24 protein-coding genes and 1 tRNA gene are annotated in these 23926 nt (G+C 56.9%); 11 read left to right on the forward strand and 14 right to left on the reverse strand.

Translation table 11 applies throughout. The features are described 5' to 3' along the window. Window positions 1-12: 12 nt before the first annotated feature. The gene (locus PY793_RS11730) at window positions 13-393 is read right to left on the reverse strand and encodes a hypothetical protein (RefSeq protein WP_275178200.1); all 381 of its coding nucleotides are present in this window, start codon (window positions 391-393) and stop codon (window positions 13-15) included. A gap of 163 nt (window positions 394-556) precedes the next feature. Here PY793_RS11730 and PY793_RS11735 point away from each other — a divergent pair, with 163 nt between their 5' ends. Continuing rightward, on the forward strand, window positions 557-1345 hold the full coding sequence (locus PY793_RS11735; RefSeq protein ID WP_275178201.1) for an META domain-containing protein: 789 nt from the start codon (window positions 557-559) through the stop codon (window positions 1343-1345). A gap of 308 nt (window positions 1346-1653) precedes the next feature. Beyond that, window positions 1654-2346, forward strand: a complete 693-nt coding sequence (locus PY793_RS11740; RefSeq protein WP_275178202.1) for a hypothetical protein — start codon at window positions 1654-1656, stop codon at window positions 2344-2346. Between the two features lie 24 nt (window positions 2347-2370). Here PY793_RS11740 and PY793_RS11745 read toward each other — a convergent pair whose 3' ends face one another. Continuing rightward, window positions 2371-2766 carry a hypothetical protein gene (locus tag PY793_RS11745; protein WP_408744705.1) on the reverse strand — a complete coding sequence of 132 codons (396 nt, stop codon included), beginning with the start codon at window positions 2764-2766 and terminating at the stop codon, window positions 2371-2373. A 182-nt stretch (window positions 2767-2948) separates the two neighbouring features. Here PY793_RS11745 and PY793_RS11750 point away from each other — a divergent pair, with 182 nt between their 5' ends. Next, complete coding sequence (locus PY793_RS11750; RefSeq protein WP_275178203.1) at window positions 2949-3695, forward strand: YoaK family protein; 747 nt, start codon at window positions 2949-2951, stop codon at window positions 3693-3695. 223 nt (window positions 3696-3918) lie between these two features. Then, entirely contained in the window at window positions 3919-4095 is a 177-nt protein-coding gene (locus PY793_RS11755; protein WP_275178204.1) for a hypothetical protein, read from the forward strand. Between the two features lie 70 nt (window positions 4096-4165). Here PY793_RS11755 and PY793_RS11760 read toward each other — a convergent pair whose 3' ends face one another. Continuing rightward, window positions 4166-4468, reverse strand: a complete 303-nt coding sequence (locus tag PY793_RS11760) for a YggT family protein (RefSeq protein WP_275178205.1) — start codon at window positions 4466-4468, stop codon at window positions 4166-4168. A gap of 120 nt (window positions 4469-4588) precedes the next feature. On the opposite strand from PY793_RS11760, the gene PY793_RS11765 reads away from it, so the two are divergent. Beyond that, window positions 4589-4664, forward strand: a tRNA-Ala gene (locus tag PY793_RS11765). 117 nt (window positions 4665-4781) lie between these two features. Here the strand turns inward: PY793_RS11765 and PY793_RS11770 are convergent. Next, a complete protein-coding gene (locus PY793_RS11770) occupies window positions 4782-5171 on the reverse strand; it encodes a hypothetical protein (RefSeq protein ID WP_275178206.1) in 390 nt (129 codons plus the stop codon). A 265-nt stretch (window positions 5172-5436) separates the two neighbouring features. On the opposite strand from PY793_RS11770, the gene PY793_RS11775 reads away from it, so the two are divergent. From PY793_RS11775 to PY793_RS11785, 3 genes are read left to right on the forward strand one after another with little or no spacing between them, the layout of a single operon-like run. Next, window positions 5437-5898 carry a (2Fe-2S)-binding protein gene (locus PY793_RS11775; protein ID WP_275178207.1) on the forward strand — a complete coding sequence of 154 codons (462 nt, stop codon included), beginning with the start codon at window positions 5437-5439 and terminating at the stop codon, window positions 5896-5898. Next, entirely contained in the window at window positions 5895-8105 is a 2211-nt protein-coding gene (locus PY793_RS11780) for a xanthine dehydrogenase family protein molybdopterin-binding subunit (RefSeq protein ID WP_275178208.1), read from the forward strand. Before PY793_RS11775 ends, PY793_RS11780 begins: the two co-directional genes overlap by 4 nt. Beyond that, a complete protein-coding gene (locus PY793_RS11785; RefSeq protein WP_275178209.1) occupies window positions 8105-9409 on the forward strand; it encodes a cytochrome c in 1305 nt (434 codons plus the stop codon). The genes PY793_RS11780 and PY793_RS11785 overlap by 1 nt, the downstream gene beginning before the upstream one ends. Before the next feature lie 166 nt (window positions 9410-9575). On the opposite strand, the gene PY793_RS11790 is transcribed toward PY793_RS11785, so the two are convergent. Further along, a complete protein-coding gene (locus PY793_RS11790) occupies window positions 9576-10643 on the reverse strand; it encodes a helix-turn-helix transcriptional regulator (protein ID WP_275178210.1) in 1068 nt (355 codons plus the stop codon). Between the two features lie 704 nt (window positions 10644-11347). Here PY793_RS11790 and PY793_RS11795 point away from each other — a divergent pair. Beyond that, a complete protein-coding gene (locus PY793_RS11795) occupies window positions 11348-15859 on the forward strand; it encodes an autotransporter domain-containing protein (RefSeq protein ID WP_275178211.1) in 4512 nt (1503 codons plus the stop codon). Between the two features lie 69 nt (window positions 15860-15928). Here the strand turns inward: PY793_RS11795 and PY793_RS11800 are convergent, their stop codons facing one another. The 9 genes from PY793_RS11800 to PY793_RS11840 form a co-directional block, all read right to left on the reverse strand. After that, a complete protein-coding gene (locus PY793_RS11800) occupies window positions 15929-16765 on the reverse strand; it encodes an aldo/keto reductase (RefSeq protein WP_275178212.1) in 837 nt (278 codons plus the stop codon). Window positions 16766-16927: 162 nt separating this feature from the next. Continuing rightward, a complete protein-coding gene (locus PY793_RS11805; protein ID WP_275178213.1) occupies window positions 16928-17542 on the reverse strand; it encodes a thioredoxin domain-containing protein in 615 nt (204 codons plus the stop codon). 30 nt (window positions 17543-17572) lie between these two features. Next, on the reverse strand, window positions 17573-18934 hold the full coding sequence (locus PY793_RS11810; RefSeq protein WP_275178214.1) for an outer membrane beta-barrel protein: 1362 nt from the start codon (window positions 18932-18934) through the stop codon (window positions 17573-17575). A gap of 196 nt (window positions 18935-19130) precedes the next feature. Then, on the reverse strand, window positions 19131-19622 hold the full coding sequence (locus PY793_RS11815) for a c-type cytochrome (RefSeq protein WP_275178215.1): 492 nt from the start codon (window positions 19620-19622) through the stop codon (window positions 19131-19133). 8 nt (window positions 19623-19630) lie between these two features. Beyond that, entirely contained in the window at window positions 19631-20221 is a 591-nt protein-coding gene (gene mauA / locus PY793_RS11820) for a methylamine dehydrogenase (amicyanin) small subunit (protein ID WP_275178216.1), read from the reverse strand. After that, window positions 20208-20813: a redoxin family protein gene (locus PY793_RS11825; RefSeq protein WP_275178217.1), complete on the reverse strand. Its 606-nt coding sequence runs from the start codon at window positions 20811-20813 to the stop codon at window positions 20208-20210. The genes mauA and PY793_RS11825 overlap by 14 nt, the downstream gene beginning before the upstream one ends. Then, on the reverse strand, window positions 20810-21400 hold the full coding sequence (locus tag PY793_RS11830; RefSeq protein ID WP_275178218.1) for a MauE/DoxX family redox-associated membrane protein: 591 nt from the start codon (window positions 21398-21400) through the stop codon (window positions 20810-20812). Before PY793_RS11830 ends, PY793_RS11825 begins: the two co-directional genes overlap by 4 nt. After that, window positions 21397-22593 (reverse strand): amine dehydrogenase large subunit, encoded by a 1197-nt coding sequence (locus PY793_RS11835; RefSeq protein ID WP_275178219.1) that lies wholly within the window; start codon window positions 22591-22593, stop codon window positions 21397-21399. The genes PY793_RS11830 and PY793_RS11835 overlap by 4 nt, the downstream gene beginning before the upstream one ends. 142 nt (window positions 22594-22735) lie before the next feature. After that, window positions 22736-22858 carry a hypothetical protein gene (locus tag PY793_RS11840; protein WP_275178220.1) on the reverse strand — a complete coding sequence of 41 codons (123 nt, stop codon included), beginning with the start codon at window positions 22856-22858 and terminating at the stop codon, window positions 22736-22738. 141 nt (window positions 22859-22999) lie between these two features. Here PY793_RS11840 and PY793_RS11845 point away from each other — a divergent pair, with 141 nt between their 5' ends. Next, entirely contained in the window at window positions 23000-23485 is a 486-nt protein-coding gene (locus tag PY793_RS11845) for a PACE efflux transporter (protein WP_275178221.1), read from the forward strand. 148 nt (window positions 23486-23633) lie between these two features. Continuing rightward, on the forward strand, window positions 23634-23870 hold the full coding sequence (locus PY793_RS11850; protein ID WP_275178254.1) for a (2Fe-2S)-binding protein: 237 nt from the start codon (window positions 23634-23636) through the stop codon (window positions 23868-23870). Window positions 23871-23926: the final 56 nt, after the last annotated feature.

Here is a 23926-nt window from a genome sequence, read left to right on the forward strand (position 1 = left end):
ACACGGAGCAGGTCAGCCCTGACCGCCCGAGGAAAGCGCAGCCTGACACCGGACGTAGGAATCCTTGTCCCTGAAAAGAAACAGCACATAATAATCGAGTGCCCGCCTGCGCGTGGTGTGCGTGTAAAACGGATACACATCCTGCACGGCACCATACCCCGCAGGCAGCGGGTCTGATGCAACAAGCGTATTCACACGGAACAGCGGTACATAAACATGCACCGGGCCGGGGTTGCGGCGCACATGCCACAAATGCCTGCGGAACTTGCGCAGACGGTCTGGCAGGATGAACACCATATTCTCTTCAATAAACCGTTCATCCGGCTGGGCGTTGCGCAGGTAACGCGCATCTTCAGGCATATCGCAAAAGTACTTGTAACCCTGAATAATCATACTCTGCTTTTAATCCCCCAATACCCGGTGGAACAGGCCCGGACCGTACTTTATACACGCAGCTACCCACCTGCTCCCACCAGCCATGGGCAAGAAAGCCGTTGTGCCCACACACCAAAGGGCCATACTGCATACGGTCCGCAATAAAATGAGGAGCCATGCCATGGCCCTGCCGCATATTCGTTCCCTTCTGGCTTCCTGCGCCCTGAGCCTTGCTGCCGGGTGTGCCGCGCAACCACAGCAGCCAGGCTCGCCCGACACGGGCAACGGCGTGTATGAAGCCCGTGGGAATGAACCATTCTGGAACTTCAGCATGGCAGCGGGTACACTGGCCCTGAGCACACCGGACGGCCCACGCCTGACCCGCATGATCACCCGGACCTATACCCGTGGCAACACCCGCCATTACGAAGCCCCGGATCTGGCCGTGGCCATAACGTCCACCCCCTGCCAGGACAGCATGAGCGGGCAGATGTTCACACAAAGCGTGCGCATTACCACCAAGGAGCAAACGCTTAACGGTTGCGGCGGCAACAGTGTCCCCCCCGCACAGCTGAACGCCACACGCTGGATTGCCACACAGCTTGATGGCCATACACTGCACAACGGCAATATTCTGCCCGACACGCATGACAGCGCCACGGACGAAAACCCCAACCCGGCTGCAGACATGTTTACCCCCACGCTCGATATTAACGACAGCGGCAAGGTCTCCGGGTCGGATGGCTGCAACCGTTATGCCGGTGGCCTTGTGTTTGGCCCTGATGGCAAGGTCAGTCTGGCACCACAGGCGGGCATGAGCACACTCATGGCCTGCCCGGGGGCGCATGGCCATGTTTCCACTCTGTTTCTGGGGCTGTTGCACACTGTGCAGTCCTGGAGCATGGAGGAGGGCACTCTGGTACTCCATACACAGGACGGAAAAACCATGCGCCTGCACCAGACCTTTTAAAACGCTCCTGCGGCATAGAACCGACATGGACCGGATTTTATGCCGGTCTTTTCCGGCATGCGTAAAATATGCACAAACAGCCCGTAAAATCACACAACGGAGCTGGTCCGTTTTTGATCACGGTGCCAAACAAAGATTTTATACCGTCACTAAAGGTAATTTTTAACCAGAAATTTACATTTTTTGTGCAAAAGAGGCTGAGTGTATTTTAAGCATAACCTTTCCAAATAAGGATTCAAAGGCACGTCATGATACACCGCGTTTTTAAAACCCTACCTGTTTCATCCCTTATTCTTTAAAGCAAAACCATGCCCAACAGCCAACTTTCCGGGCCTTTTATTCTCACCAAAGCCAAATTTTACGATAAATTTGTGGAGCTCACCCACGACCATAACCAGAAATTCCGTACAATTATCCATAGCATCAATCAGGAAGAACTGCTGGCCATAACCCTGCGCGCGTTCAAAGGGGCACAGTTGCGGGTTTCCAGTATTCTCAGCGTAGCAAAACGCTTCGCCGACCTGAACGGTACAATCCCGTTTGAAGTCAGCGCCAATCTTTATAAAAATTTTCTCAAGGCAACGGCGCGCGATACTGGTATTTATACAAAAATCACCTTTGCGGAATACCTGTATTATTCAATTCATTATGAACAATGCAAGGAAACCTATAACGCCGAAACGCTTATCCCCACCATTTACAACCCGAGCCAGCCACTCGGACGGGTGATGGGCGGGCATATTGCGCTGGAAATCGTACTGCTCAACGTCTGTCAGGCCAATGCCCGGCGCCTGAACGAAACAGAATGGCTGGACACAAACCCGGATATGGCTTGCCATACCCAGATCATGCACATCCTGCTCCGCCACCAGCTTTTGACCTTTGAAGATGTGCAGGAGGAGTTTGAACGCATCATGCTGTACGTAACGGGGTTTGTGCTCGATACCGTACGTACGCTCTCCTCCCGGCATACTCCGCCTGCATCCACGCCGGAAACCTGAAAGCAGGCAGGCCATCAGGCCCGGTTACAGGCGTTCCGCCCCCTGCTGGCTGGCAGGCTGCTGTGGCTTGGCGGTACCGGGCTGGGCATTGGAGGGAGCCGCAGCACTACCCGGAGCCGTGGAATGTTCCACATCATAAGCTGTGGCTTTCTGCTCGTATGTGCCTTTTGCGCCGGGGTGTTCCTGATCATACAGTTTGGCTTTGTTCCGGGCTTCCTTACGATATTCATGCCTGCGGTACATACCCGTTACACACCCGGCGGTAGCGCCCAGCATGGTATGGTCGGCCAGATGCCCGCCAACCGCACCTGCTGCGCCGTATTTAAGGCACCCACCCGGTTCGGCCCGTACAACGGTTGCGCCCACTGTTGCGGCCATAAGGCCTGTCAGTCCCAGAGTCATCACGCGATGCAGTTTCATACGCTTCTCTCTTTTCCATTCCCAAACCGGCCCTCCATTCAGGGCCTGCGTCCTTTATACCGGTATCTGGTGGCAGCATTATGGTTTTTAAAGACCTGTTTTTCCATTGAGCACACTCCAGCGTCAACCTCCGGCATAACCCTTGCACGCATCTGGCAGAACTCCCTCCGGTCAGGTGATGTTTGCAGCATTCTGCCCTCTGGGGCACAGTACAGTCCCGCCTTCAGCCTGAACGCACAACAAGCCCCGAAATGCCAGATGCCCCTGCCACTCCCGTAGCCGTATCCGCCCGCCGCATTCTGGTTCTTGGCATTCTGGCTGGTCACATCGATGCGCTCAGCTTTGCCCACCTGGGAGGCCTGTTTGCTTCGGCCATGACTGGTAACACCACGCATCTTTCCGCCGCACTGGCACATGCCGACTGGCACTACGCCGTGCTGCTGGCCGGTGTGCTCGCCATTTTTTTTAGCGCGGGTTTTCTGGCCAGTCTTGTACGCCTGCGCTGGGGGGCCGCCAACGGCATAGGACTTATAGCACTTTTCCTGCTGGTTGTGCAGGCAGCACAATCTGGGGCACATGCCCGACTGGCCGAGCTTGTCCTGCTTCCCGCTCTTATGGCAGTTCAGGGGGAGAGCATTGCCCGCTTCTCCGGCAATGCAATCCAGACCGTGGTCATCACCAGCAACATGCTCAAATGCGCATCGGCTCTGGCCAGCGCCGTGGCCCTGCGCTGCGGAGCCAGCACAGGGGCGGCACTCCCTGCGGGAGCCATTCTGCTGCCCGGTCTTTCCTGGATTGGATTTGCCGGTGGTGCCATGCTTGGTGCGCTGGCCTTGCTCTGGCATGCCCCCCTGCCTTTTTTATGGCCTCTGCCATGGCTTGCCATTCTGTCTCTTGATATCTCCCCCCACAAAAAACCGGAATGCTGAAGCATAAACCTCCCCGCGATTCGGCGCTGATCCCCCTCCCGGCAGACCGAACCGCCCGAAAAATGCCACAACGCCATGCAGCAGATAGCTGTTGACCCCCAAAACCAAAGGAGTAGTGTGACGCTGTCAGATTTGTGAATGAATCCGGCAGGTTCTGCACAGTAGGCATTCCGCGCCAGAACACCAGCAGCTCCTGCCTACAGGCTACAAAAGGGTTTTTGGAATGGGCATTTATCTGTGTGTAACACTTCTGGGTATTGACCTGATCGCTTACCTGCTCGGCGGCAACACCGCTGTAATAGGCGTGGCGCTTGTGGCGTTCCTGGTGCCGGTTATCATTATGAGCAGCTACACGCTGACCCACATTGAAAAAGACGGCACTCCGGAAGCTCATCACTGAGCTTTGGCGGATTATCGATTAAAAAAACCGCCAGCCTGCACGGTCTGGCGGTTTTTTTGTATTAACGCCCCTAGTGCATGATCAGTGCGCTGAACACGTCGGCCAGCAAGGGCTGAATGACGTACTGAATACCCAGCAGCACCACCATGGGGCTAAAATCGACCCCTCCCGGTGTTGGCAGCACCCGCCGGACGGGAGCCAGAACCGGTTCGGTCAACCGCTCCAGGAACATGCCAATTTTCCAGACAAGCCGGTTGCGGCTGTCGAGTATGCCAAACGCATACAGATTAACAAAAATACAGGATATAAGGAGAATCCAGCAGTAAATCTCCAGTATCCGCGTCAGCACCATGAAGAGCGAAAACACAAACACGATATAAAACCAGCTCCTTGCGATTCAGGCCCGGCAGGGCCACTCTGGGGTTATACGCCCTACAATACAACTTGACAGAAAAATCGTAAGCCCTGTAAACCACTGCCTGACAGATCAGGCGGGGCTGTAGCTCAGATGGGAGAGCGCCTCGTTCGCAATGAGGAGGTCAGGGGTTCGATTCCCCTCAGCTCCACCAACCGCCTTGTTATGTTATTGTTTTCCTTAAAAAATTGCGCTTTTTGTAAACCGCCAGTTCCCGTGTTTACATAGTCAGGGTGGCCATGCACCACATGGGGCGATCACACCCCGCGCATTAGCCCGCTATAAGTGCCTCTGGCTCCACTGGGTTTTCCATACCAATGGTGCGCACGCCTGCGGTTGTCGCCGTGCCCAGCAGAGCATTTTTCAGGCTTTCCACCGCATCCCTGACAAGCTGTACAATCGCATCCCGGTTCTGATAGCCGCCAAGCTCAAGCGCGTTTTGGTACAAGCTCCAGACCGTGGACCAGATAATGCCCGGCGTAAGGTAGAGCGACCATTCATTATCCGCAGGCAATGCGTTTTTGATATCCTGTAAAACCTGCACAATTTCCTTCAGATCGAAGGAAACCGCCGTATCTTCAGAAGCCTTGTCTTCAACATCCGCGGCAAGATGTGTCAGCTTCCACAAAAGTGCATCCGGGGTGCCGGGGGTAGTGTTCATGGAGAATCGCCCTCTTGATTGCTGTATCTCCGTGCATGATGAATGCGGGAGCAGACTGTAGCAACGCCACCACCGGCACGATATCCTTTTCCTTACACTGCAAGACGCGCCCAGACCTGCGTCAAACCCGCGCGAAAATGCGGATATATTTATTGATATACAGATGCTTTTTCAAAAAAACCGAACACATTCTTTATCCTTCCCATTTCGGAAACAAATCAATTCCATTACATTGCAAGGCACAGACCCACCCCAAGGAGCCATCATGCTGAGCCTGAACATAAACGGACAATCCCACCAGGTGGATGTCGATCCAGACACCCCCCTTCTGTGGGTTCTGCGCGATGTTCTGGGCATGAACGCCACCAAGTTCGGCTGCGGCATAGCCCAGTGTGGTGCCTGCACCGTGCATATGGATGGCCGGGCCGTAAGGGCATGCAACCTGCCGGTGGGGCTGATCGGGGAGCGGCGTATCAGCACGCTGGAAGGGCTGAACCCGGCCGACCCCGTAACCAAAGCCGTGCAGGATGCATGGGTGGCGCTGGACGTGGTACAATGTGGTTACTGCCAGCCGGGGCAGATCATGGCTGCCATTGCCCTCCTGCGCGCAGTCCCTCACCCCACGGATGAACAGATAGATAGCGCCATGTCGGCCAATCTGTGCCGCTGCGGCACGTATGTGCGTATTCGCGCAGCCATTCACCACGCGGCGGGAGCTCTGGCATGACTACTCCGGCACCCCGCTCCACCCTTGCCAGCCGCAGGCAGATTCTGGGGGGCGGAAGCGCCCTTCTGCTGGCCACATTCTGGCCCGCGCCACGTCAGGGCCGGGCACAGGGAACTCCTCCGCCCGCAGGTGCTGCTCCCGAACAGGGGATGCTGGTGGACAACGCGCAGGCAGCCTTTGCCCCCAACGCCTATATCCGCATTGCAACAGACAACCGCATAACCCTTATTCTACCCAATGTGGAAATGGGACAGGGCATTTATACATCCTCCGTCATGCTGATTGCTGAAGAACTGGGCATAGACATGGCGCAGGTAGACATTGAGGCCGCCCCCCCCGGGGGCGGAGCCGAAATTACGGGCGGCTCCACCTCGGTCATGACCGAGTGGCTCCCGCTCCGGCAGGCCGGGGCCGCGGCGCGCAGCATGCTGGTACAGGCCGCGGCCACCCGCTGGCAGGTAGCGGTTGCGGAGTGCACCACCCGCTCGGGCACAATTGTCCATATCCCTACAGGGCGCACACTCCCCTTTGGCACAGTCGCGGCACAGGCAGCCACCCTGCTCGTGCCGCAAAAGCCCACACTCAAGGACCCTGCCACCTATACCCTGCTGGGCAGGCCCCAGCACCGCATAGATAGCGCGATCAAGGTGGAAGGCCGCGCCATTTTTGGCATGGACGTACAGGTGCCGGGGCAAAAAATCGGTACCGTGGCCGCCTGCCCGGTGGGAGGTGGCACGCTGGCAGGCATGAACAAGACCGCAGCCCTTGCCATACGTGGGGTGCAGGCCGTGCTGGTCAACACGGCCAACAACACCGTGTGCGTTGTGGCCGACCATTACTGGGCGGCCCGCAAGGGTCTGCGCGCGCTCAGGCTCCAATGGCATGATGGCCTTAATGCCCATGTTACCACCCAGACCATCTACGACCAGTTGCACGATGGGTTGAATGGCCCCGCCATTGTGGCCAACACAAAGGGCGATGCCCCGGCCATTATTGCCCACGCAGCGACCACACATACTGCCACCTACCAGCAGCCCCTGCTGGCCCATGCCACCATGGAGCCCATAAACTGCACCGCCCATGTGCGCCCCGATGGGTGTGACATATGGACCGGCACGCAAATTGCCGACCGTGCGTGTGACACGGCGGTAGAACTGACCGGCCTGCCCAAAGACAAGGTCCGTGTGCACTGCCAGTATATTGGTGGAGGCTTTGGCCGCAGGCTGGAGCACGAATACGTCACCCAGTGCGTGGAGTTCGCACGGCAGGTACCCTACCCGCTCAAGATCATCTGGAGCCGCGAAGAAGACCTGACACATGACCGCTACCGCCCCGCCTATGTAGACCAGATGACCGCAGCACTGGACAGCAGGGGTTTTATCACCGCGCTGACCCACCGCATTGTCGGCCCCGCCGTGGTTGCCCGCTGGGACCCGCCGGAACTGACCAAGGACGGGTATGACGAAGATCTTTCCGTCGCCACCGTTATTACGCCCTACACCTACCCCGCCTACCGGCTGGAATTTGCCCGGCGTGAAGCCCCCGGCATTGTGACTGCATGGTGGCGCGGTGTGGGCGGCACACGCGGCCTGTTTGTGGTGGAAGGTTTTATTGACGAACTGGCCCACCGCGCAGGGGCTGATCCCGTTGCCTACCGGCGCGCCATGCTGGCCCGGAACCCCCGCGCCCTGGCCGTGCTGGACAAGGCCGCACAGGCGGCAGGCTGGAACACCCCGCTGCCGCCCGGCCGGGCACGCGGTGTGGCTGTACAGTTTGCTTTTGGCTCCTACATGGCCAGCATTGCAGAAGTGGAAATGCCCGAACCCGATAATGTGATCATCCACCGCGTAACCGCCGTGGTGGATTGCGGGCGAGTGCTTAACCCCGATCAGGTGATCTCCCAGATCGAAGGAGGGCTGATCTTTGGCTTTAGCGCAGCCCTTTATAACGAAATCACGCTCGAAGGGGGCCGTGTGCAGCAGAGCAACTTCAACACATGGCGCGTCATGCGCATGAACGAAGCGCCATGCAAAATTGATGTCCTGCTCATGCCCAGTACGGAAGACCCCGGCGGCATTGGCGAAGTTGGCACCGCAGCAGCCGCCCCCGTACTGGCCAACGCCATGGCAGCGGCACAGGGGCGGCGCTACCGCACGCTGCCCCTCCTTTCCCCCCGCAATGGGGCAGACCACAAGGAGCAGGGCTAATGCGTAACCCCATCTCCTTACTCCTTATCCGTTTGCAGGGCGCCGGGCTGGGGCGCCTGGTGCTCGGCAACGTCCTGTCTGGCGCAGTCCTTGGCGGGGTAGCCTTGCAGGCCGCCACAGCCTATGCCCATGCAGCAACCACCTCCGCCAGTGTGGAAAACGGCCGCTACCTGGCCCGTGCTGCGGACTGCGAAGTATGCCACACCGCCGAAGGCGGCACGCCCTATGCGGGCGGGCGGGCCTTTAACCTGCCGGGGGTGGGGGTTATGTACGCTCCCAACATTACGCCGGACAACACCGCAGGTATTGGCACATGGACCGACCAGCAGTTTGTGGATGCCGTGCGCAAAGGCCTATCCCCCCACTGGAAGCATCTCTACCCTGCCATGCCCTACCCCGCCTATGCCCGCATGAGCGAAGCACAGGTCAGGGACATACGCGCCTATCTGGCGACCCTGCCGCCATCTTCCCAGAAAACACCTGAAAATTCTATTAAATTTCCGTTCTCGATCCGTAGCTTCATGGTCTTCTGGAACATGCTCAACGGCCCTGCCACCAGCTATGCCGATGACCCGGACAAACCAGCAGAGTGGAACCGTGGCCGCTACCTTGTGGAAGGGCCGGGCCATTGTGCGGACTGCCACTCCCCGCGCACAATAACCTTTGGGCTTGATAAGCGCCGCGCACTGGGCGGCAATGTGGTCAATGGCTGGCGTGCGTATAACCTGACATCGGACAAACAGAGCGGGCTTGGCGCATGGAGTGATGAAGCCCTTGCCCAGTATCTTTCCACCGGCCATGCCGATGGCCATGGTACAGCGGCGGGAGATATGGCCGATGTTATTGGCCACAGCCTGCGCTACCTGAGCACACCCGACATCCGTGCCATGGTCGTGTATCTGCGCAGCATCGCCCCCCTGCGCACGGCAGAAGATACGGTGGTCCCCCGAACACCCGCAGCAGGTGACGCCACATTGCCCCAGACCACACGCGGTGCGCGCCTGTATGCGTCTGCCTGCGCAGGGTGCCACATGCCCGATGGCACAGGCCGCCAGTCCAGCTTTGGCACCATTGCAGGAGCGCGCTCACTTGGGGCGGATAACGGGCGTAACCTTGTGCAACTGCTGGTACAGGGCAGCGGCATGCAAACAACAACGGGCGTGCAGATCATGCCGCATTTTGCCGGTGGCGGCCTGAGCGAGCGGGACCTGGCCGACATTGCCAGTTTTGTCATGACCCATTTTACCACGGCCACACCCCATGACATGGAACAGGCAGTGCATGATGCCAGACAGGCCGAATAACCCGTTCCTTGCAAAAATATCCTGAAAAATAAGGATTATACAAAAAAGACACAAACAATTCTGCGGAGCGTTCAGACATTAAAGCCCGGACCTGCCCCGCAGAATTTTAAAAACCCTTTGGCCAGGTTACATCCACCAAGGATGCAATGGCTGTTTTGTACAGAACCTAGCCATCGCACATCGGCGGGGCCTGTGTTTTCTGGGTTGATCCGATAGCGGAGAGCGTCCCGACATAAGTTGCAAGCTGGCTCTGACTGTTGACATTAAGTTTACGGAATATCTCCTTGAGCTTGGTTCTTGCATATTGCTCCGATATTCCGGTTAATTCCGCCGCCGCCTTGGGCGGGGTTCCCGTGCCGACATATCCGGCAAAGCGTGCCTCCGACCTTGTAAGATTACAATGAAGCAGTGCCTGATAGACATCGAATCCCGCCTCTCCCGGCCTGCACGCCAGAAGGAGAACGGCAGACTTCCGGTTCAGTGCGGAAGATTTTGTATCCACTTTTGGAAGCTTTATTATTTTTACAATAATTTTTTTATTTGTTATGCAGTTGACAGAAACAGTTCTGTCTATCTGCATATTGCTGTCTCCAGACAGAACATAATCGATAAGTGAAGTCATCTGCTGTTTGTTTTCACGATTTGTCAAAGAAAGCTTTCCGTCTTTATATGCAAATGCCTCACCAATCAGGACTTTGCACTTGTCATTCATCATGAGAACAGTAGCATCGCTGCCAAGTAACGCCGCAGCGCAGGTCATATTATGGCATAACCCTGAAAAACCGTCCTGCATAAGATGGCATTTTCTATTTCCAACAGAAAATGCCAGTGATCGGCAGATATGTCTGGAAATAATCGTACGAATTTCGCGTTCCTGTGGCGTTTCGTTCCGACTTCCATAATATCGTTGTGTGGTTATTTTGACATTAACCAGAACAGGGTCTTTATGAATAAATGCGCTGGTGCGCCCCCAATCGTATTTTTTCAAGAACTCCTGATAATAGGCGTCATGCGCGATTTCGTTATCGCTCAGAAAATCTATATCGGAAAAATCACCAATCAGTTTCATCTGACCTTCATAGAATTTATTATATGGGCTTAACTTGAAATAAGGTGATTCTATATGAAAATAGTCATTGAATACTTCATCATGCTCAGATTTTTTAAGTGAACTGAATGATAATTCCTCTGCTTCAGGATCAAGGGGAACAATAGCGGTTGACGCAACATCCATGATCCTGGCGAATTCCTTTAAAACCTCCGGCCACATATGTTCGTCTGTGGCGCAGTAATAAATTCCTTCTATGAGAGCATTTATCTTGTATAACATGATTTAATTACTTTCCCTGCCAAATATAAAGCGACAGGTCCTTGTGGTAGTTGATGGCAGACTCACCTCACCAATACGGACGATTTATTATTACAGACAGTTCACTAGCATGAAGCCATGCGGCGGACAGCCTCCCATATGGGAGGGGCCATCTCATAAAATTGCTGTCAATATCGAATAGCTTGTCATTATAAATTTTTATTAATCCCCTCCCATATGGGGGCTTAGGTCTGACGGTCGTCCATGTAATGCAGCACTCCACGGAACTTCATCAGGATGAAGGAGTGGGAGAATAATGGGTCATTTGACTTCGGGCTTCTGGCGGGAAGCCAAATTGTTCTGGAGTCTCTTACCTTCCACCGGCAAAGAACCGGACCACCTCAAAGCGGATACAGCCGGAAACGGGGGCACTATGTGGCGGGTTCGATGTTGGTCGGGCTGATGATGGCTAACCGCTCTCACGCGGTGCACGCGGTAGATCCCGCATGGGATGGAAGAAAATACTTCCTTTCATAATTTATTGATTTCCAAAGCCTTGTAGAAAAACAGGTCATTCCCGAGCGGAACCAATTTTTCATGCAAGCGCGCGAATGCAGGGAAAAACGGAAATGGTTGATGTTTTGCGGAACCGGAAACACCCGGTTGCATCCTATTGTGGTGTGGCAAAGATTGGGTTTCTGGCAACTCTTTTATGCGGAGCAGCGGCTCAGGCTTTCTCTCCCGCCTATGCACAGAGCGCAGACCCGAACACTGTTACGTTTTCGCCTTCCGGCACGGCCAGTTCCTCAGCTATTATCGCAGATAATGCCTCCGGGCCTGTGTCCATTCTCATGAATGGCGCAGTCATGCAGAGCGTGTCGGGCGTCAATACCTACACAGGCGCCACGACCATCAGTAACGGCACCCTTGCCCTGATTGGCAGTGGTTCCATTGCCTCCTCCGCCGGGGTGCATGACAACGCGACACTGGATATTTCTGGGAGCACACAGAGTTCTGTATCCATTCAGTCTCTGGATGGAACCGGGAATATTGTAACTGGCAGCACTCCAAATATTTATAGTCCAGATGTTACCATTACAGATGGAAACAGCACATTCGGCAATACATTTTCTGGCACAATTTCTGGCAGTGGTGGTCTGCTGGTTTCAGGTGGTTCGGAAACACTCAGCGGGGGTAATACCTACACCGGATCAACGGGTGTTTCCTCAGGAGCCATGTTGACTGTTTCCGGTGGCGGTTCCCTGGATAACACAAACAACATCAAAAATGACGGAACAGTCGTTCTTGATCATGCTGACATCACCGTTCCAGACAACACGGGAGCAAACTGGACAGGTGTTATTGCGACTGGCTTTGACAGTGGTTCCACCGCAAACATGACCTTGCGGAATGGAAGCACCATTCATTCGGCAGGAGGGACTTTAACGGCAGGTTTTGGTCCCGGAAGTTCCGGCACCGTGACGGTCGACAACTCCAGTATCACAGAAAGTGTTGTTGTCGCCGGGGAGCATGGCACTGGTGTCATCTCGGTCCGGAACGGAAGTTCAGTGACTGCGAACCTTGTTGCTCTGGGCAATCAGGCCACAGGAAGTGGCCACCTTGATGTAACGGGCGCTGGCTCACAATTAAACATTGGCTCTTATGGCCTGTACGTAAACGCAGATGGGTCCGGGACTGTGTCTATCCAAGATGGCGGCACGATCAGTTCCGTTGGTCCTGTCTCTTTCGGAGATGGCAGCACAGTTGCCTCTGGCAGCACTGGTACCCTGAGCATTGCTCAGGGGGGCACGCTGGCTGTAGGTGGCACAAATGGTATTGTTGATAATGAGGGAAGCGCTGGCAATTACGAATTCGTTTTACAAGGCGGCACACTGAAGAATACAGGATCCGACCTGACGAGTGCGGTCAATATCACATTACTGAATGGCTCGAACTCAACAGTTGATACGAACGGCCTGAACACGACCCTGTCCGGCGTTCTTTCAGGTGAGAGCGCCAGTCTGACAAAGGCAGGTTCTGGCACACTGCTTCTGTCCGGTCAGAACACCTATACGGGTACGACGGATGTTAATGCCGGTACCTTGCAGGTCGATGGTTCCACTGGAACAGGTGATACGACTGTTGCATCCGGTGCCACACTCAGCGGAACAGGAACAATAGGCGGTAGCGCAACGATTGCTTCTGGCGCGACCCTCTCCGCTGGTGATGGCGTGACCGGTATTGGCACCCTCACAATCGCCAGAGACCTGACACTCGAAAACGGGTCGATCCAGAACTTCCAGATTGGCGCAGCCAGCACGTCTGGAGGTCATTATAACGACCTTGTTCATGTTGGCGGGAACCTGACACTGGGAGGCCTGCTGAATGTCGCTGCCGATTCAGCCGGGCCAGACGCGCAGAGCGGCAATCTGGCGGCGGGTGTTTACCGTCTCTATACATATGATGGCTCTCTGTCTGGGGCCATGAATGAAACACTCGGCACGATCGAGGCCACACAGGGTATGACACTTGGTGTGCAGACCTCCATCGCCCATCAGGTCAATCTGGTGGTCAATGATGGCAGCCTGACCTTCTGGGACGGTAGCGCTAACGGCGCTGGCGTAAGTTCTGGCGGATCACCGGATAACAATGTGGTCGATGGTGGCAATGGCGTCTGGACTGCCATGAACGGCATGGGTGACAATAACTGGACCAATGCGAGCGGCAACCATAATGCGCCATGGTATACAGGTGGCTATGCCATTTTTGAAGGCTCCGCCGGAACGGTAACGGTTCTGGACAGAAATGCGGGCGGCAGTGCGGCGCCTGTCATGATCAACAGCATGCAGTTTATCAATAATGATGGCCGAACCTATGTCATAACGGGAGATGACCTGTATGCGACCACCGCACGGACAACAGTCAATGTGGGAGATGGAACCTCTGCGGGTGCTGCCATTACGGCGCGTCTGGATACGGTTATCAATGACCAGAATGTGCAGGGTGGCACGTCTTTGGTAAAGACCAATGCTGGCACGCTTGTTGTGACAAAAGACCAGACCTACCGGGGGGCGACCGTTATCGAGGGCGGCACGCTGCAATTGGGCAATGGCGGTACGGCAGGTGGTGCCCAGGCATCGGCGGCGATTCATGACAACGGCAATCTGGCAGTCAACCGGAGCGATATGGTCACGCTCGGTCAGGTTATTGATGGCACTGGTCGGGTGACGCAGGCGGGTGCCGGGCAGACAACACTGGCGGGTGTGAACACCTATACCGGGGGCACGGTCATTACGGGGGGCAGTCTGGTTGGAACGACTTCCAGCTTTGGTTCGGGCAGGATCGTGGATGGAGCCGCACTGGAGGTCGCACAGGATACATCTGGCGTTCTGGAAAACCCCCTTTCAGGGAATGGTTCTTTTACAAAATCTGGAACGGGTGTGGTCGGAATAGAGGGGGATGACAGCGCCTTTACCGGAACGACCGATATTAGGGGGGGCACACTGGATGTCGGTGGTTCCCTGGCCAGTTCAGCTGTTAACGTCAGTAACGGCAGCACACTTGCCGGTACGGGTACGGTCGGAAACACGCAGATTGCCGCAGGAGGTATTCTTGCACCGGCGGGTAGTGGTCAGACCGGAAGCATGACTGTCAATGGCAATCTGGTCATGACCGCCGGATCGACCCTTGCCATTGACACCACCGGAACACCCACAGGTGCAAGCCTGTCCATGAATGGCCAGTCGTACCAGCAGATGGGTAGTGATCTGGTGAAGGTCATGGGAGCGGTCACTCTTTCTGGGGGAACAGTGCGCCTGAATGTGGCTGGCGCGCCGACACTGCAATATGATCAGGCCTACCAGATTGTTTCGTCAGCGAAGGGCGTATCCGGTCGCTATGACGGATTGACCACCAATCTGGGCAATACGTACACATTCCTGACACCCTCCCTGGTTTATGGAACAGAGAGTGTGGATATCATGCAGACCCGTAACACTGTCACCTTCGCCTCTGTCGGGAATAGCCGCAATGAAAAGGCTATAGGCTGGGCGCTGGACAGCCTGCCAGCGGATACCCCCGTGGTGGGTGCTGTTTCGCAGTTGGGCCTGCGGGGTGCGCGCGCGGCGTTCAACGCCCTGTCGGGCGAGGTTCATGCTTCAGCCCGCACGGCGCTGATTCAGGACAGTTTTTTTGTCAGGCAGGCCGCGCTGGACCGGCTTGATAATGCCGGGTGCGACAAGGCTTCGGCCGACGGCACAATCCGTACGGCAGACCTGCGCACCCAGCGTGATGACGGGTGCCATACGGACAGGGCCATGCTGTGGGGCGAAGCCTATGGCAGCCTTGGCCACAATACAGGCGATGGCAATGCCGCGACCATGCAGCATTCGACTGCGGGTTTTGTCATGGGGGCGGATGCGCCGGTTATGCAAACATGGCGCGTGGGTGGTCTGGTCAGCTATGGCCGCTCCATGTTTGATATCGGGGGCGGGCGTGCCTCATCGGGGCATAGTAACAATGTCTCGGTGGGTGGCTATGCGGGTACGCACTGGGGGCATCTCAACCTGCGGCTGGGGGCGACCTATACGTGGGACATGCTCAGCGCAAGCCGGACAACGGCAGTTCCGGGGCTGGGCCAGCGTCTGAGCAGCAACTATCTGGGCGGCACGGCGCAGGGTTTTGGCGAACTCAGCTACAGGCTGCATGCTGGCAAAAGCATTGTCGAGCCTTTTGGCAATGTCGCCTATGTAAATCTCCATACCAACAACTATCATGAACATGGCAGTGCCGGGGCAGTGAACGGAAAAACCACGGATACCGGGGTGACGTTCTCCACGTTCGGGCTGCGTGTTTCTTCAGCCGTGCGGGCTGGAAAGCTGTTGCTGGTTCCCCACGGAATGCTGGCCTACCGCCACGCCTTCGGGCTGACGGTACCAACCCAGCACCAGAACTTCGCCAGCATGGGCGGCGCTGGAATGGACATTGCCGGGGTTGGCCTGTCCACCAATGCCGCCGTACTGGATACGGGGCTGACCGCACGCCTGACAGACCGGATCGATGTGGGTCTTTCCTATATCGGCCAGTATGGCAACCACTCCGTGGATAGCGGCGCCAAAGCCCATATCCGCTTCCAGTTCTGATCGTATGCGACATACTTTGTAATCTGCCCGGAAAGGGCGGCAATGAGGCCATTGCCGCCCCGGTAGCCCTTAAAATTCCTCGTATGTCGCAGGGTCCTGCCCGAAGGAGCGCCCATCGGGGCGGGCCAGAGTTGCAATGTCCTTCATGTCCTGATCAGTCAGTTCAAAGTCGAACACGGACATGTTCTCGATCTGCCGCTCACGGTGTGACGCCTTGGGAATGGGCACGGAACCAACCTGCACATGCCAGCGCAGCACAACCTGAGCCGGTGTTCTGCCTAGCCGTCTGGCTATGCCTGCTATCAGCTCATCAGACAGGATTTTACCGCCCCGGCCAATCGGGCTCCAGCCTTCGGTAACAATACCATGCTTCTGGTGGTAGGCCCGCATGTCGTCCTGCGGGAAGTAGGGCGAAAGCTCGATCTGGTTGATGGTGGGCAGCACGCCGGTATCGGCTTTAAGTCTGTCCAGATGTTCGACCAGAAAGTTACACACGGCAATAGACCGCACATAACCGCGCTTTTGCGCCTCAATCAACGCCTGCCATGCCTCTACATACAGACCCCGCTTGGGGTTGGGCCAGTGGATGAAGTACAGATCGTAATAATCCAGCCCGGCGCGGTAGAGGGATTCCTCAATACAGGCGAGCGCTTCATCATATTTCTGGTGGCGACCGGGGAGTTTGGAAGCAATGCTCAACGTCTCGCGCCCACGTCCGCTTTTGCGCACGGCCTCGCCCACGGCCCCTTCGTTTTCGTAATTAAACGCGCTGTCCAGCGCCCGATAACCAACATCCAGCGCACCGAGCATGCTTTGCACGCCCGCCGCACCGTTTAGTTTGTATGTACCAAAAGCTATAAGTGGAAAGCTCCGGCCATCGTTCAGGGTTAGTTCAGGAATGCTCACGCCTGCGTTCTCCTTGAGTATGGATGGACCCCGCGCAGTCCTCCGCACGGGTTAACCTTAACACTTCCATGTGCATGAAGGTTCTACAAGTCAGGAGCAGGCAGGCCAGGTACGCATGGTAAGCTGACACACCGCACAAAACAGCTGTGAGCCAGCCCCCTCCTACGCGTTGGTGCGGGCAGCCTTGCGGTTATGGGCTATATAAGCCTGCACCGTGTCAAACCCGCTCTCCCACGCATTGAGCAGGCTTTCAAGATGTTCACGGTTGTTCACAAGCCCGCGTGCGATCAGCACCCCCTGCTGGTCGAGCAGGAAGGCTGCTGGCAGTTTATCTACTTCCAGCGCGCGGCCCAGCGCGGGGTCGTTTATAAACAGGGCGGGTGGTGTGGCGGTCTGCTGAGCAAAAAGAGCCTGTGCGACCGGGTTATCATCCCCCGCCAGTACCAGTTCCAACTGCTCCTTGGCACAAAAGCTGCGCGCAATCGGTATGACCTTGCGCGAGATCGGGCAGGTGGCCGACACAAACAGCAGCAGGCGGGGCATGGAACCACCGGCCAGCGCCATGGTCTGTCCATCCAGCGTTGCAAATGGGCCTGCGGGGCCCATATCCCCCGGTTGGGGGCCGCGGGCATTTGTCAGGGCACCCACGGGTGCGATTTCCTGAAAAAGCCTGCGCAGCCTGAGCACCATACGATACGCCACAAAAAACGCGGCACACAGCAGCAGGCTCAGCAGGGCGTTTGTAAGGACAAGAGTTTGCAGGCCACCCTGTGTCATGCCAGCCCCTTCCCGCCCGGTACGGGCGTATCAGTAAGACCAGATGGCATCGCAACTGAACCAGAACATGTTGTTGGTGCCGTTATTGGCAAAATTGATGTTTGGATCACTTGTGGGAGAAACACGGTTGAACGGATGTGTGCCATTGAGCGACTTGTCCAGCCGTACTTCGGGGCGGAGGGAAAAGCTGCCGCGCGGCAGTTTGAGGAACTCCGGCCGGTAGGTCACACCCACGGTCAGTTCCCCATACGTGGTGCCGGGCGCCTGATCATAGGGGTAAGACCGCCCACGCAGCTCGTTCACATAGGACATTGGGGACGTATTCGTACCCACAAGCTGGCCGTTATTGTCACGGAAGATTTCACCACGCGCGTTAAAGGTCAGGGAGGGGAAAAAATCATGCGCAAAATAGGTGGTCACACCATACACGTCATCCCGCGAATAGTCGTCGTGATAATAGGTGCCATTGAGCGTGATGGAGGTGGTGTCGTTCAGTTTGTACGTGGCCAGAAAATCGCCGATATATTCCATTTTCTGGTTAGCCAGATTGCCAATGGCATGCACGTTCTGCTGCGGACCAAGGTAGGCAATGGCCGCCACGTCAAGATTGCCACCGGCAAGGCCGGTTAGCTGCACGCCAAAATACCCCTTGGGCCGCTTGTTGTTTTTGGCGCCACCAAATGTGGTGGAGTTCCCCGCATTAACCCCCATAACCCAGGCAACCGTGTCGGTTATATGCCATGTGGCCAGCACGCCCACGGTTTCAAACGGCACGATGTAATCGGATGAATAGTTGTAGGAATAAAAAGGGCGGCCCAGCGCATCCGTGCCCTCAAAGCCCTGAATGCCGTATTGCTGGCCAATCTGCAGGTCTATGCCGCCCTTGCTCAGCCAGGGGAGATGCGCATCAATATGGGCCTGTGTGGGCGCCCACTGGTATATGCCCGTCAGATTGCCATCGCCCATGCCAATGGTCGGGTTAAAACGGGCGTCCGAACCGTACAGCACCTCGAACACAAACCCGATGCCATAGCCCCCGCCTATATCGGTCGTGGGGTGGGAGAGTGTGCCCGTAATCTGGTTCAGTGTGGCCGTGTTGGCGCGGTCCACGTAGGACTGTGCCCAGTTACGGCCTGTATGTGTCCACGGGTTGCCGTTTACACCAGCTTCGACCACAAGATGACCTTCCAGATCATCAAACCATGTATGGTTCTTGGAGGTTTTAAGATTAACCTCTTCCTTGTCCGCCTGTGCTTTTTCCGCAGGGGTTTCCTCCACCACCAGAGGGCGGGCGGAATCACCGGGAATTATTTTTTCCTGCGCCAGAGCGGGCAGCGCTGCCAGTTGCATGGTCAGCCACATCCCAACGGGCAAAGGGCGGCGAAGAAACATACTTTTTTTGCTCCACAGATCAGAACCAAATCATTCAGTAAAACCCGGCCCGGCGGGTCGGGGTAACAGTTTGCACCGGATGCAGGCTGAATAAGAAGTGAGCATAAGTCACTTTAAGTTTTGATGTCATCCGCCATGCCGCCACCCGCCCGGGTCTGCTCCCTGTCGCCACACCGCTACAGGGAGCTAGCGGTTCTTACCCCTTGGCGGGTGCGCGCGCGCAGGCTGCAAGCGAACGCTCAAGCACATGCGCCCGCAGGCTCATGAAGTCCGGCCCCGAGAGCGGATGCGCACGCCATGTGTGCACTTCCGCCGCCGTGTAGGGCCTGAAGCTGGGCGGTGTGCTGGCCCCACCCAGTGTAATCAGCACAAAGTTCATCACATCCGCCAGCGTCTGGTCATCGCGGATCAGGGACATGGACACACCTGGCACACGCACCAGATAAGACCGCCCCTCCTCCGTGCAGGCAAAACTGCCTACGGTATTGCGCAGCATGGGCACAAAGGTCGGGCCAGATATGCCCTCAATCCCATGGCATCCACCACAATGCGAAACATACACAGACTGCGTATGGCTCAGGGCCGTTGCACCCGGCACGGCGTCTGGCGCCGCATGGGCGCGCACGGCACCGGCCACAAGGGCCAGCACCGTAACGCAGGCAGGCAGAACACAACGCAACAACGCCATGCGCATGCTCAGGAAGCTTTCCCGACCACAGCGGCGGTGGAGCAGTTGTACATTTCCGATGTACCCGTGCCAAAGCACCAAATGATGTCGTTATTGGCCATGGGGCGGTAGGAGGGCTGGTCCCCGTCCGTGCCAAGGCAGGTGACTTCGTTACACGAATCCTGACCACAGCAGTCGCGGTAGGCAATCATGTAGGAATTGCCATCCTGCGGGTTGTAGCAGCTCCCGATCCACGATGTGGGGGACGGAGCCGTACCGGGCGGGCAGCTATGGACCCCACCGCCACAGGACGTGCACAGATTGCCGTCAATGGCGCAATAACGCCAGTAATCGCACGCATTGGCATCCTTGACCTGCGCCTTGGAACCAAAAGGGGTCGGAGCCTTGGAGGCAATCTTGCCCGCAACAGGCGTTGCCGCCGAAGCGCGGCTGACCGGCAGCAGCGGGAACAGTGGCACAGCAGCCGCAAGCCCGCCCAGACGGGCCACCACACCACGGCGGGACGTACGCCCCGCAAAGCGGCGCAGCATGGATTCGGTCATGCGGTCGAACAGGGAGACATCCTGTTCCGTTTTTTGAGTGTGTTCAGAAGGCAACATGCGCATTCGCTCCTGTATCGGCTGGCGCTGCGGAGTGTGTGGGGGCCACGCCATCCAACACCCCTTCAATCTGCCGCCGCGTATTGACTAGGTCTTTGGCCAGTATGGTGCCGCGTTCATCTAGCATTACCACCGCTGGCATACGGTTGATTTGAAGAACCAGAGCCAGTTCAACCCCGGTTATAAGTGGAACACCCTGCATTTCTGGCCGGGCCAGTTGCATGGCTTTAAGTTCAGGTTCGGGGCCGTCCCCTACAAACACAAGGTCCAGCCCCCGTTCGGCAGCAATCTGGCGCGCAATGGGAGAGACACGCTTGCACACAGGGCACTCCGCCGCCACAAACAGCAAAAGCTGCCTGCGGCCTGCGGGCAGCACATCCCCCACAGTAAAGGGCTTGCCGTCCAGCGTATGCAGGATCAGACGCGGAACCACCTGCCCCACGTCCAGACCGGGCTTGACCTCCTGATGACCCAGTGGGGCCAGCCGCTCGTGCAGCACACCAATCTGGCGGGCCAGTGCGACCAGCACAATGGCCAGTACAAGCACAAGCAATACCAGAACGGACTGCCAGATACACAACAGCACAATCATGCCCCGTGCTCCTGCACGCCCGAACCGGGCACCTGCACCGGAGGCAGGACCTGCATGGCCTGCCACAGCAGATACAGGCACACGCCCCCCACAACCCCCTGCCCCCACAGCACGGGAGCAACCCCATACCCGAAGGCAAGACCCGCGCATGGCACAAGAGCCAGCGCGGCACAGGCCAGAGTGCGCAGCACAACCGCCAGGGAGAGCTTCTGACCAGCCACCCCCGGAGTGCACCCGCACGACAGGTCCGTGCGGCCGCGCAGCACGTTCACACCCATGGCGCTGGCAAACACGACCAGCAGCGCCGCCGCAGCAATGCTGCCAACACCTGCCCCAATACCGGAAAACAGCAGGACAGACACTCCGATTTCAGCCACAGCCAGTGCCCGGGCCGCACTTTCGTACGACCATGCGGGCAACAGACGGTAGGCGGCAAGTGTGCCCAAAAACGTGTCATGCGCCCGCAGTTTGGCAATACCGGCTACCATAAACAGAGCGCCAATCCCCCCTGCACACAAAGCCGCCACAAGCTGCCCTGACTCAGCGCACCATGCGGGTGCTGGAAAAGGCGAAGCCTGCAGGTTCATCCTTCACCCGGCGCAACCGTGAAAATCAAAGACGTACCAAGCCCCTTCATGGTCCGCAGCAGTTTGCCGGTGCGGGCATCGGAAATAAAGAAGTCGCCATTTTCATCCGTAGTAAACATCAGCGGACTTGCATCCTGCGTGACACCGACCATGGTGCTGGCCACCTTGAGCGGCATACGACGGATGCGCTTGTGCGTATCCGTATTGTACACCCAGACTTCCGTCCCCGCATCCTTGTGGGTCCAGAACGTACCACGGTGCATGAGCACGTACAGTTCATGCGTGTTCTTGTGCAGGGCCGACATCTGCCACCCGCCAGGACGCCAGGTGACCTCAAACGGTGCGGTAGCATCGGATGCCGGTTTGAGACCGGCCCCTTCCTGCAAGGACCATGCTGGCTGCACAACGCTACTGGCGGACAGGGTGGTTGGGTAAACCTTGCCGCTATAGCTGATGAAATATGTAGAACCGTCTTTGGCTACGCTGGGGCTTTGTTCAAAAATCCCGTCTTTGTCAGGTGCAAAGAACGCGGCGCTATGGGTCACACTGGCCTTGCCATCTGCCTCGATGCTGACATTGCTCAGAGTACCATCGCCACACAGGGAGGAAAAACCGGCATTGCCCCATGCATACGCAAGGGCGCAACCGGGAATTTCCACCGTATGGGTAACCTTGTGTTCCTTTGTATCCACCACCTGCACCGCGTTGGCGGGGCTCATCTGGTAAACATAGACCCGCGCGCCATCGGCACTGATAGCCATGTCGTTACGCTTGGGTGTAACCAGCGCGCGGGAAGGCAGTTTTTCATCCGCAGTCAGCTTGAGCGTCTGGGAATCGTATTCGGCCAGAAGGTCATTGCGTGCCCCACGGTTGCCACGCTCCCATGTGGTTTCGCCCACATAAAAATGGCTGGCATCGGGGCTGAGCACCATGTTCGGGTTGTAGGCAGCCTGCACCATGCCCAGCAATACGCCACGATCGGCATCCACCACATCTACACGGCCATCCTTGTTATGGCTGTAAACCGCGTCTTCCACCAAAATGGTGTGGGGGCTGTAAGGTTTGAGGGTGACCACATCGCTCTGCTCGGTTTGCAGGACGGGTTCGGCGGCCTGAACGGTGGCTGCTGAAAAAAAGGCCGCACTGCCAAGAAGCAGGCCAAGCCATGATTTGCGGGGGCTAAGAAGGGACATGCAGACCTGTTTTTCTCTCGTTTTCCTTCAGGATTTTCGTATCATAGCCGTTACTGTTGCCTTTTCAACACAAAAATTGCACGCCTGATATCAAGAACCCGACACACCTGAAAACCGGCTCCACAAATCCAGAATCCGACGCTTAAACCCTGTCTTCAATTTTAAAAAAATCGTTGCAGCAGCCACCGGGCAGCGCCCCCTTGGCGTGCCAGACCACGGCAAGAGATGCCAGACGGTTGCCTGCATCAACCTGCTGCTCCAGCACAACAATATCGGGCGGGCAGGAGACGCCGCCAGAACATGGTCGGACACAAAGGCCTCAAACTGTTCGAGAGAAACGTTCCTCCATCTGTTTTTCCGATGGGTTCCATCTTTCCCTTCCCATCAGGCTCGATAGACTGCCGCCATGTCAACTCACTCTCCCAGCCAGCCCCCGGCCCTGAGCACGGCAGGGCTACCCGCACTCCCTATGGTTCCCATGCGTTCAGGCATGGACCGGCTGCGTCATGTTCTGCTGTTCGAGCTTATTGCACTGGCCCTTACCATTCCGGCTGGCATGACTCTGTTTGGCCTGCACGAATCTGCCATGGGCGTTATTGGCCTTGGCAGCGCCATAACCGCCATGGTGTGGAACTACCTGTACAACCTGATTTTTGACCGGGTTATGACCCATCTTTACCGCACCACGCGCAAAACCATGCGCGGGCGGCTGGTACATACCATACTGTTCGAGGCCGGGTTGCAGGTGGCCCTTGTGCCGGGAATTGCGCTGTACACCCAAGCTCCCCTGATGCAGACAGTCTCGCTCTCGCTTTCGCTTGCCCTGTTTTATCTGGTTTACGCCTTTATCTTCAACATGGCGTATGACCGGGTCTTCCCTCTCCCGCACTAACCCTTCTTCCGTGGCGGTACGGCAGGAGCATCCCCCCACCCTGCGGTCACTTTTCTGGGCAAATGCTCCCCTGCGCACGGAAAGTATTGCGATTGATTATCATTTATGGTTCAGTAGGATCAGACTCGTAACCATGAGGTGTGAAGTAATGGTTGTCTGCTCCTGCAACCTGCTGACTCATAAAGACGTCGAAGCCGCCGTGGCCGATGGTGCAAACCACCCGCGCGAGATTTATGCCGCACGCGGGTGCAAGGCCCAGTGTGGCAACTGTGTTAAAGGCGTTGTGTGCCTGCTTCGCGAAGCCAAGATAAGGCACATGCAGCAGGCGGAACTGACTGCCCACACCGCCCGCCAGCAGAGCGTGGCCATGGTGGCCTCTGCCTGAATACACGCCAGCCGGGCTTATCCCTGCTCTTCTGCCGTGCTTGCACACTCCTCCGG

The organism is Acetobacter fabarum (genome assembly GCF_029069195.1).
Lineage (GTDB): Bacteria > Pseudomonadota > Alphaproteobacteria > Acetobacterales > Acetobacteraceae > Acetobacter > Acetobacter fabarum_A.

What these genes read in the sequence shown, in the direction of transcription:
- PY793_RS11730 (WP_275178200.1), bottom strand. Translation starts at nt 393, where the DNA reads ATGATTATTCAGGGTTACAAGTACTTTTGCGATATGCCTGAAGATGCG.
- PY793_RS11735 (WP_275178201.1), top strand. Translation starts at nt 557, where the DNA reads ATGGCCCTGCCGCATATTCGTTCCCTTCTGGCTTCCTGCGCCCTGAGC.
- PY793_RS11740 (WP_275178202.1), top strand. Translation starts at nt 1,654, where the DNA reads ATGCCCAACAGCCAACTTTCCGGGCCTTTTATTCTCACCAAAGCCAAA.
- PY793_RS11745 (WP_408744705.1), bottom strand. Translation starts at nt 2,766, where the DNA reads ATGAAACTGCATCGCGTGATGACTCTGGGACTGACAGGCCTTATGGCC.
- PY793_RS11755 (WP_275178204.1), top strand. Translation starts at nt 3,919, where the DNA reads ATGGGCATTTATCTGTGTGTAACACTTCTGGGTATTGACCTGATCGCT.
- PY793_RS11770 (WP_275178206.1), bottom strand. Translation starts at nt 5,171, where the DNA reads ATGAACACTACCCCCGGCACCCCGGATGCACTTTTGTGGAAGCTGACA.
- PY793_RS11775 (WP_275178207.1), top strand. Translation starts at nt 5,437, where the DNA reads ATGCTGAGCCTGAACATAAACGGACAATCCCACCAGGTGGATGTCGAT.
- PY793_RS11780 (WP_275178208.1), top strand. Translation starts at nt 5,895, where the DNA reads ATGACTACTCCGGCACCCCGCTCCACCCTTGCCAGCCGCAGGCAGATT.
- PY793_RS11785 (WP_275178209.1), top strand. Translation starts at nt 8,105, where the DNA reads ATGCGTAACCCCATCTCCTTACTCCTTATCCGTTTGCAGGGCGCCGGG.
- PY793_RS11790 (WP_275178210.1), bottom strand. Translation starts at nt 10,643, where the DNA reads ATGGATGTTGCGTCAACCGCTATTGTTCCCCTTGATCCTGAAGCAGAG.
- PY793_RS11795 (WP_275178211.1), top strand. Translation starts at nt 11,348, where the DNA reads ATGGTTGATGTTTTGCGGAACCGGAAACACCCGGTTGCATCCTATTGT.
- PY793_RS11805 (WP_275178213.1), bottom strand. Translation starts at nt 17,542, where the DNA reads ATGACACAGGGTGGCCTGCAAACTCTTGTCCTTACAAACGCCCTGCTG.
- PY793_RS11810 (WP_275178214.1), bottom strand. Translation starts at nt 18,934, where the DNA reads ATGTTTCTTCGCCGCCCTTTGCCCGTTGGGATGTGGCTGACCATGCAA.
- PY793_RS11815 (WP_275178215.1), bottom strand. Translation starts at nt 19,622, where the DNA reads ATGGCGTTGTTGCGTTGTGTTCTGCCTGCCTGCGTTACGGTGCTGGCC.
- mauA (WP_275178216.1), bottom strand. Translation starts at nt 20,221, where the DNA reads ATGTTGCCTTCTGAACACACTCAAAAAACGGAACAGGATGTCTCCCTG.
- PY793_RS11825 (WP_275178217.1), bottom strand. Translation starts at nt 20,813, where the DNA reads ATGATTGTGCTGTTGTGTATCTGGCAGTCCGTTCTGGTATTGCTTGTG.
- PY793_RS11830 (WP_275178218.1), bottom strand. Translation starts at nt 21,400, where the DNA reads ATGAACCTGCAGGCTTCGCCTTTTCCAGCACCCGCATGGTGCGCTGAG.
- PY793_RS11835 (WP_275178219.1), bottom strand. Translation starts at nt 22,593, where the DNA reads ATGTCCCTTCTTAGCCCCCGCAAATCATGGCTTGGCCTGCTTCTTGGC.
- PY793_RS11845 (WP_275178221.1), top strand. Translation starts at nt 23,000, where the DNA reads ATGTCAACTCACTCTCCCAGCCAGCCCCCGGCCCTGAGCACGGCAGGG.
- PY793_RS11850 (WP_275178254.1), top strand. Translation starts at nt 23,634, where the DNA reads ATGGTTGTCTGCTCCTGCAACCTGCTGACTCATAAAGACGTCGAAGCC.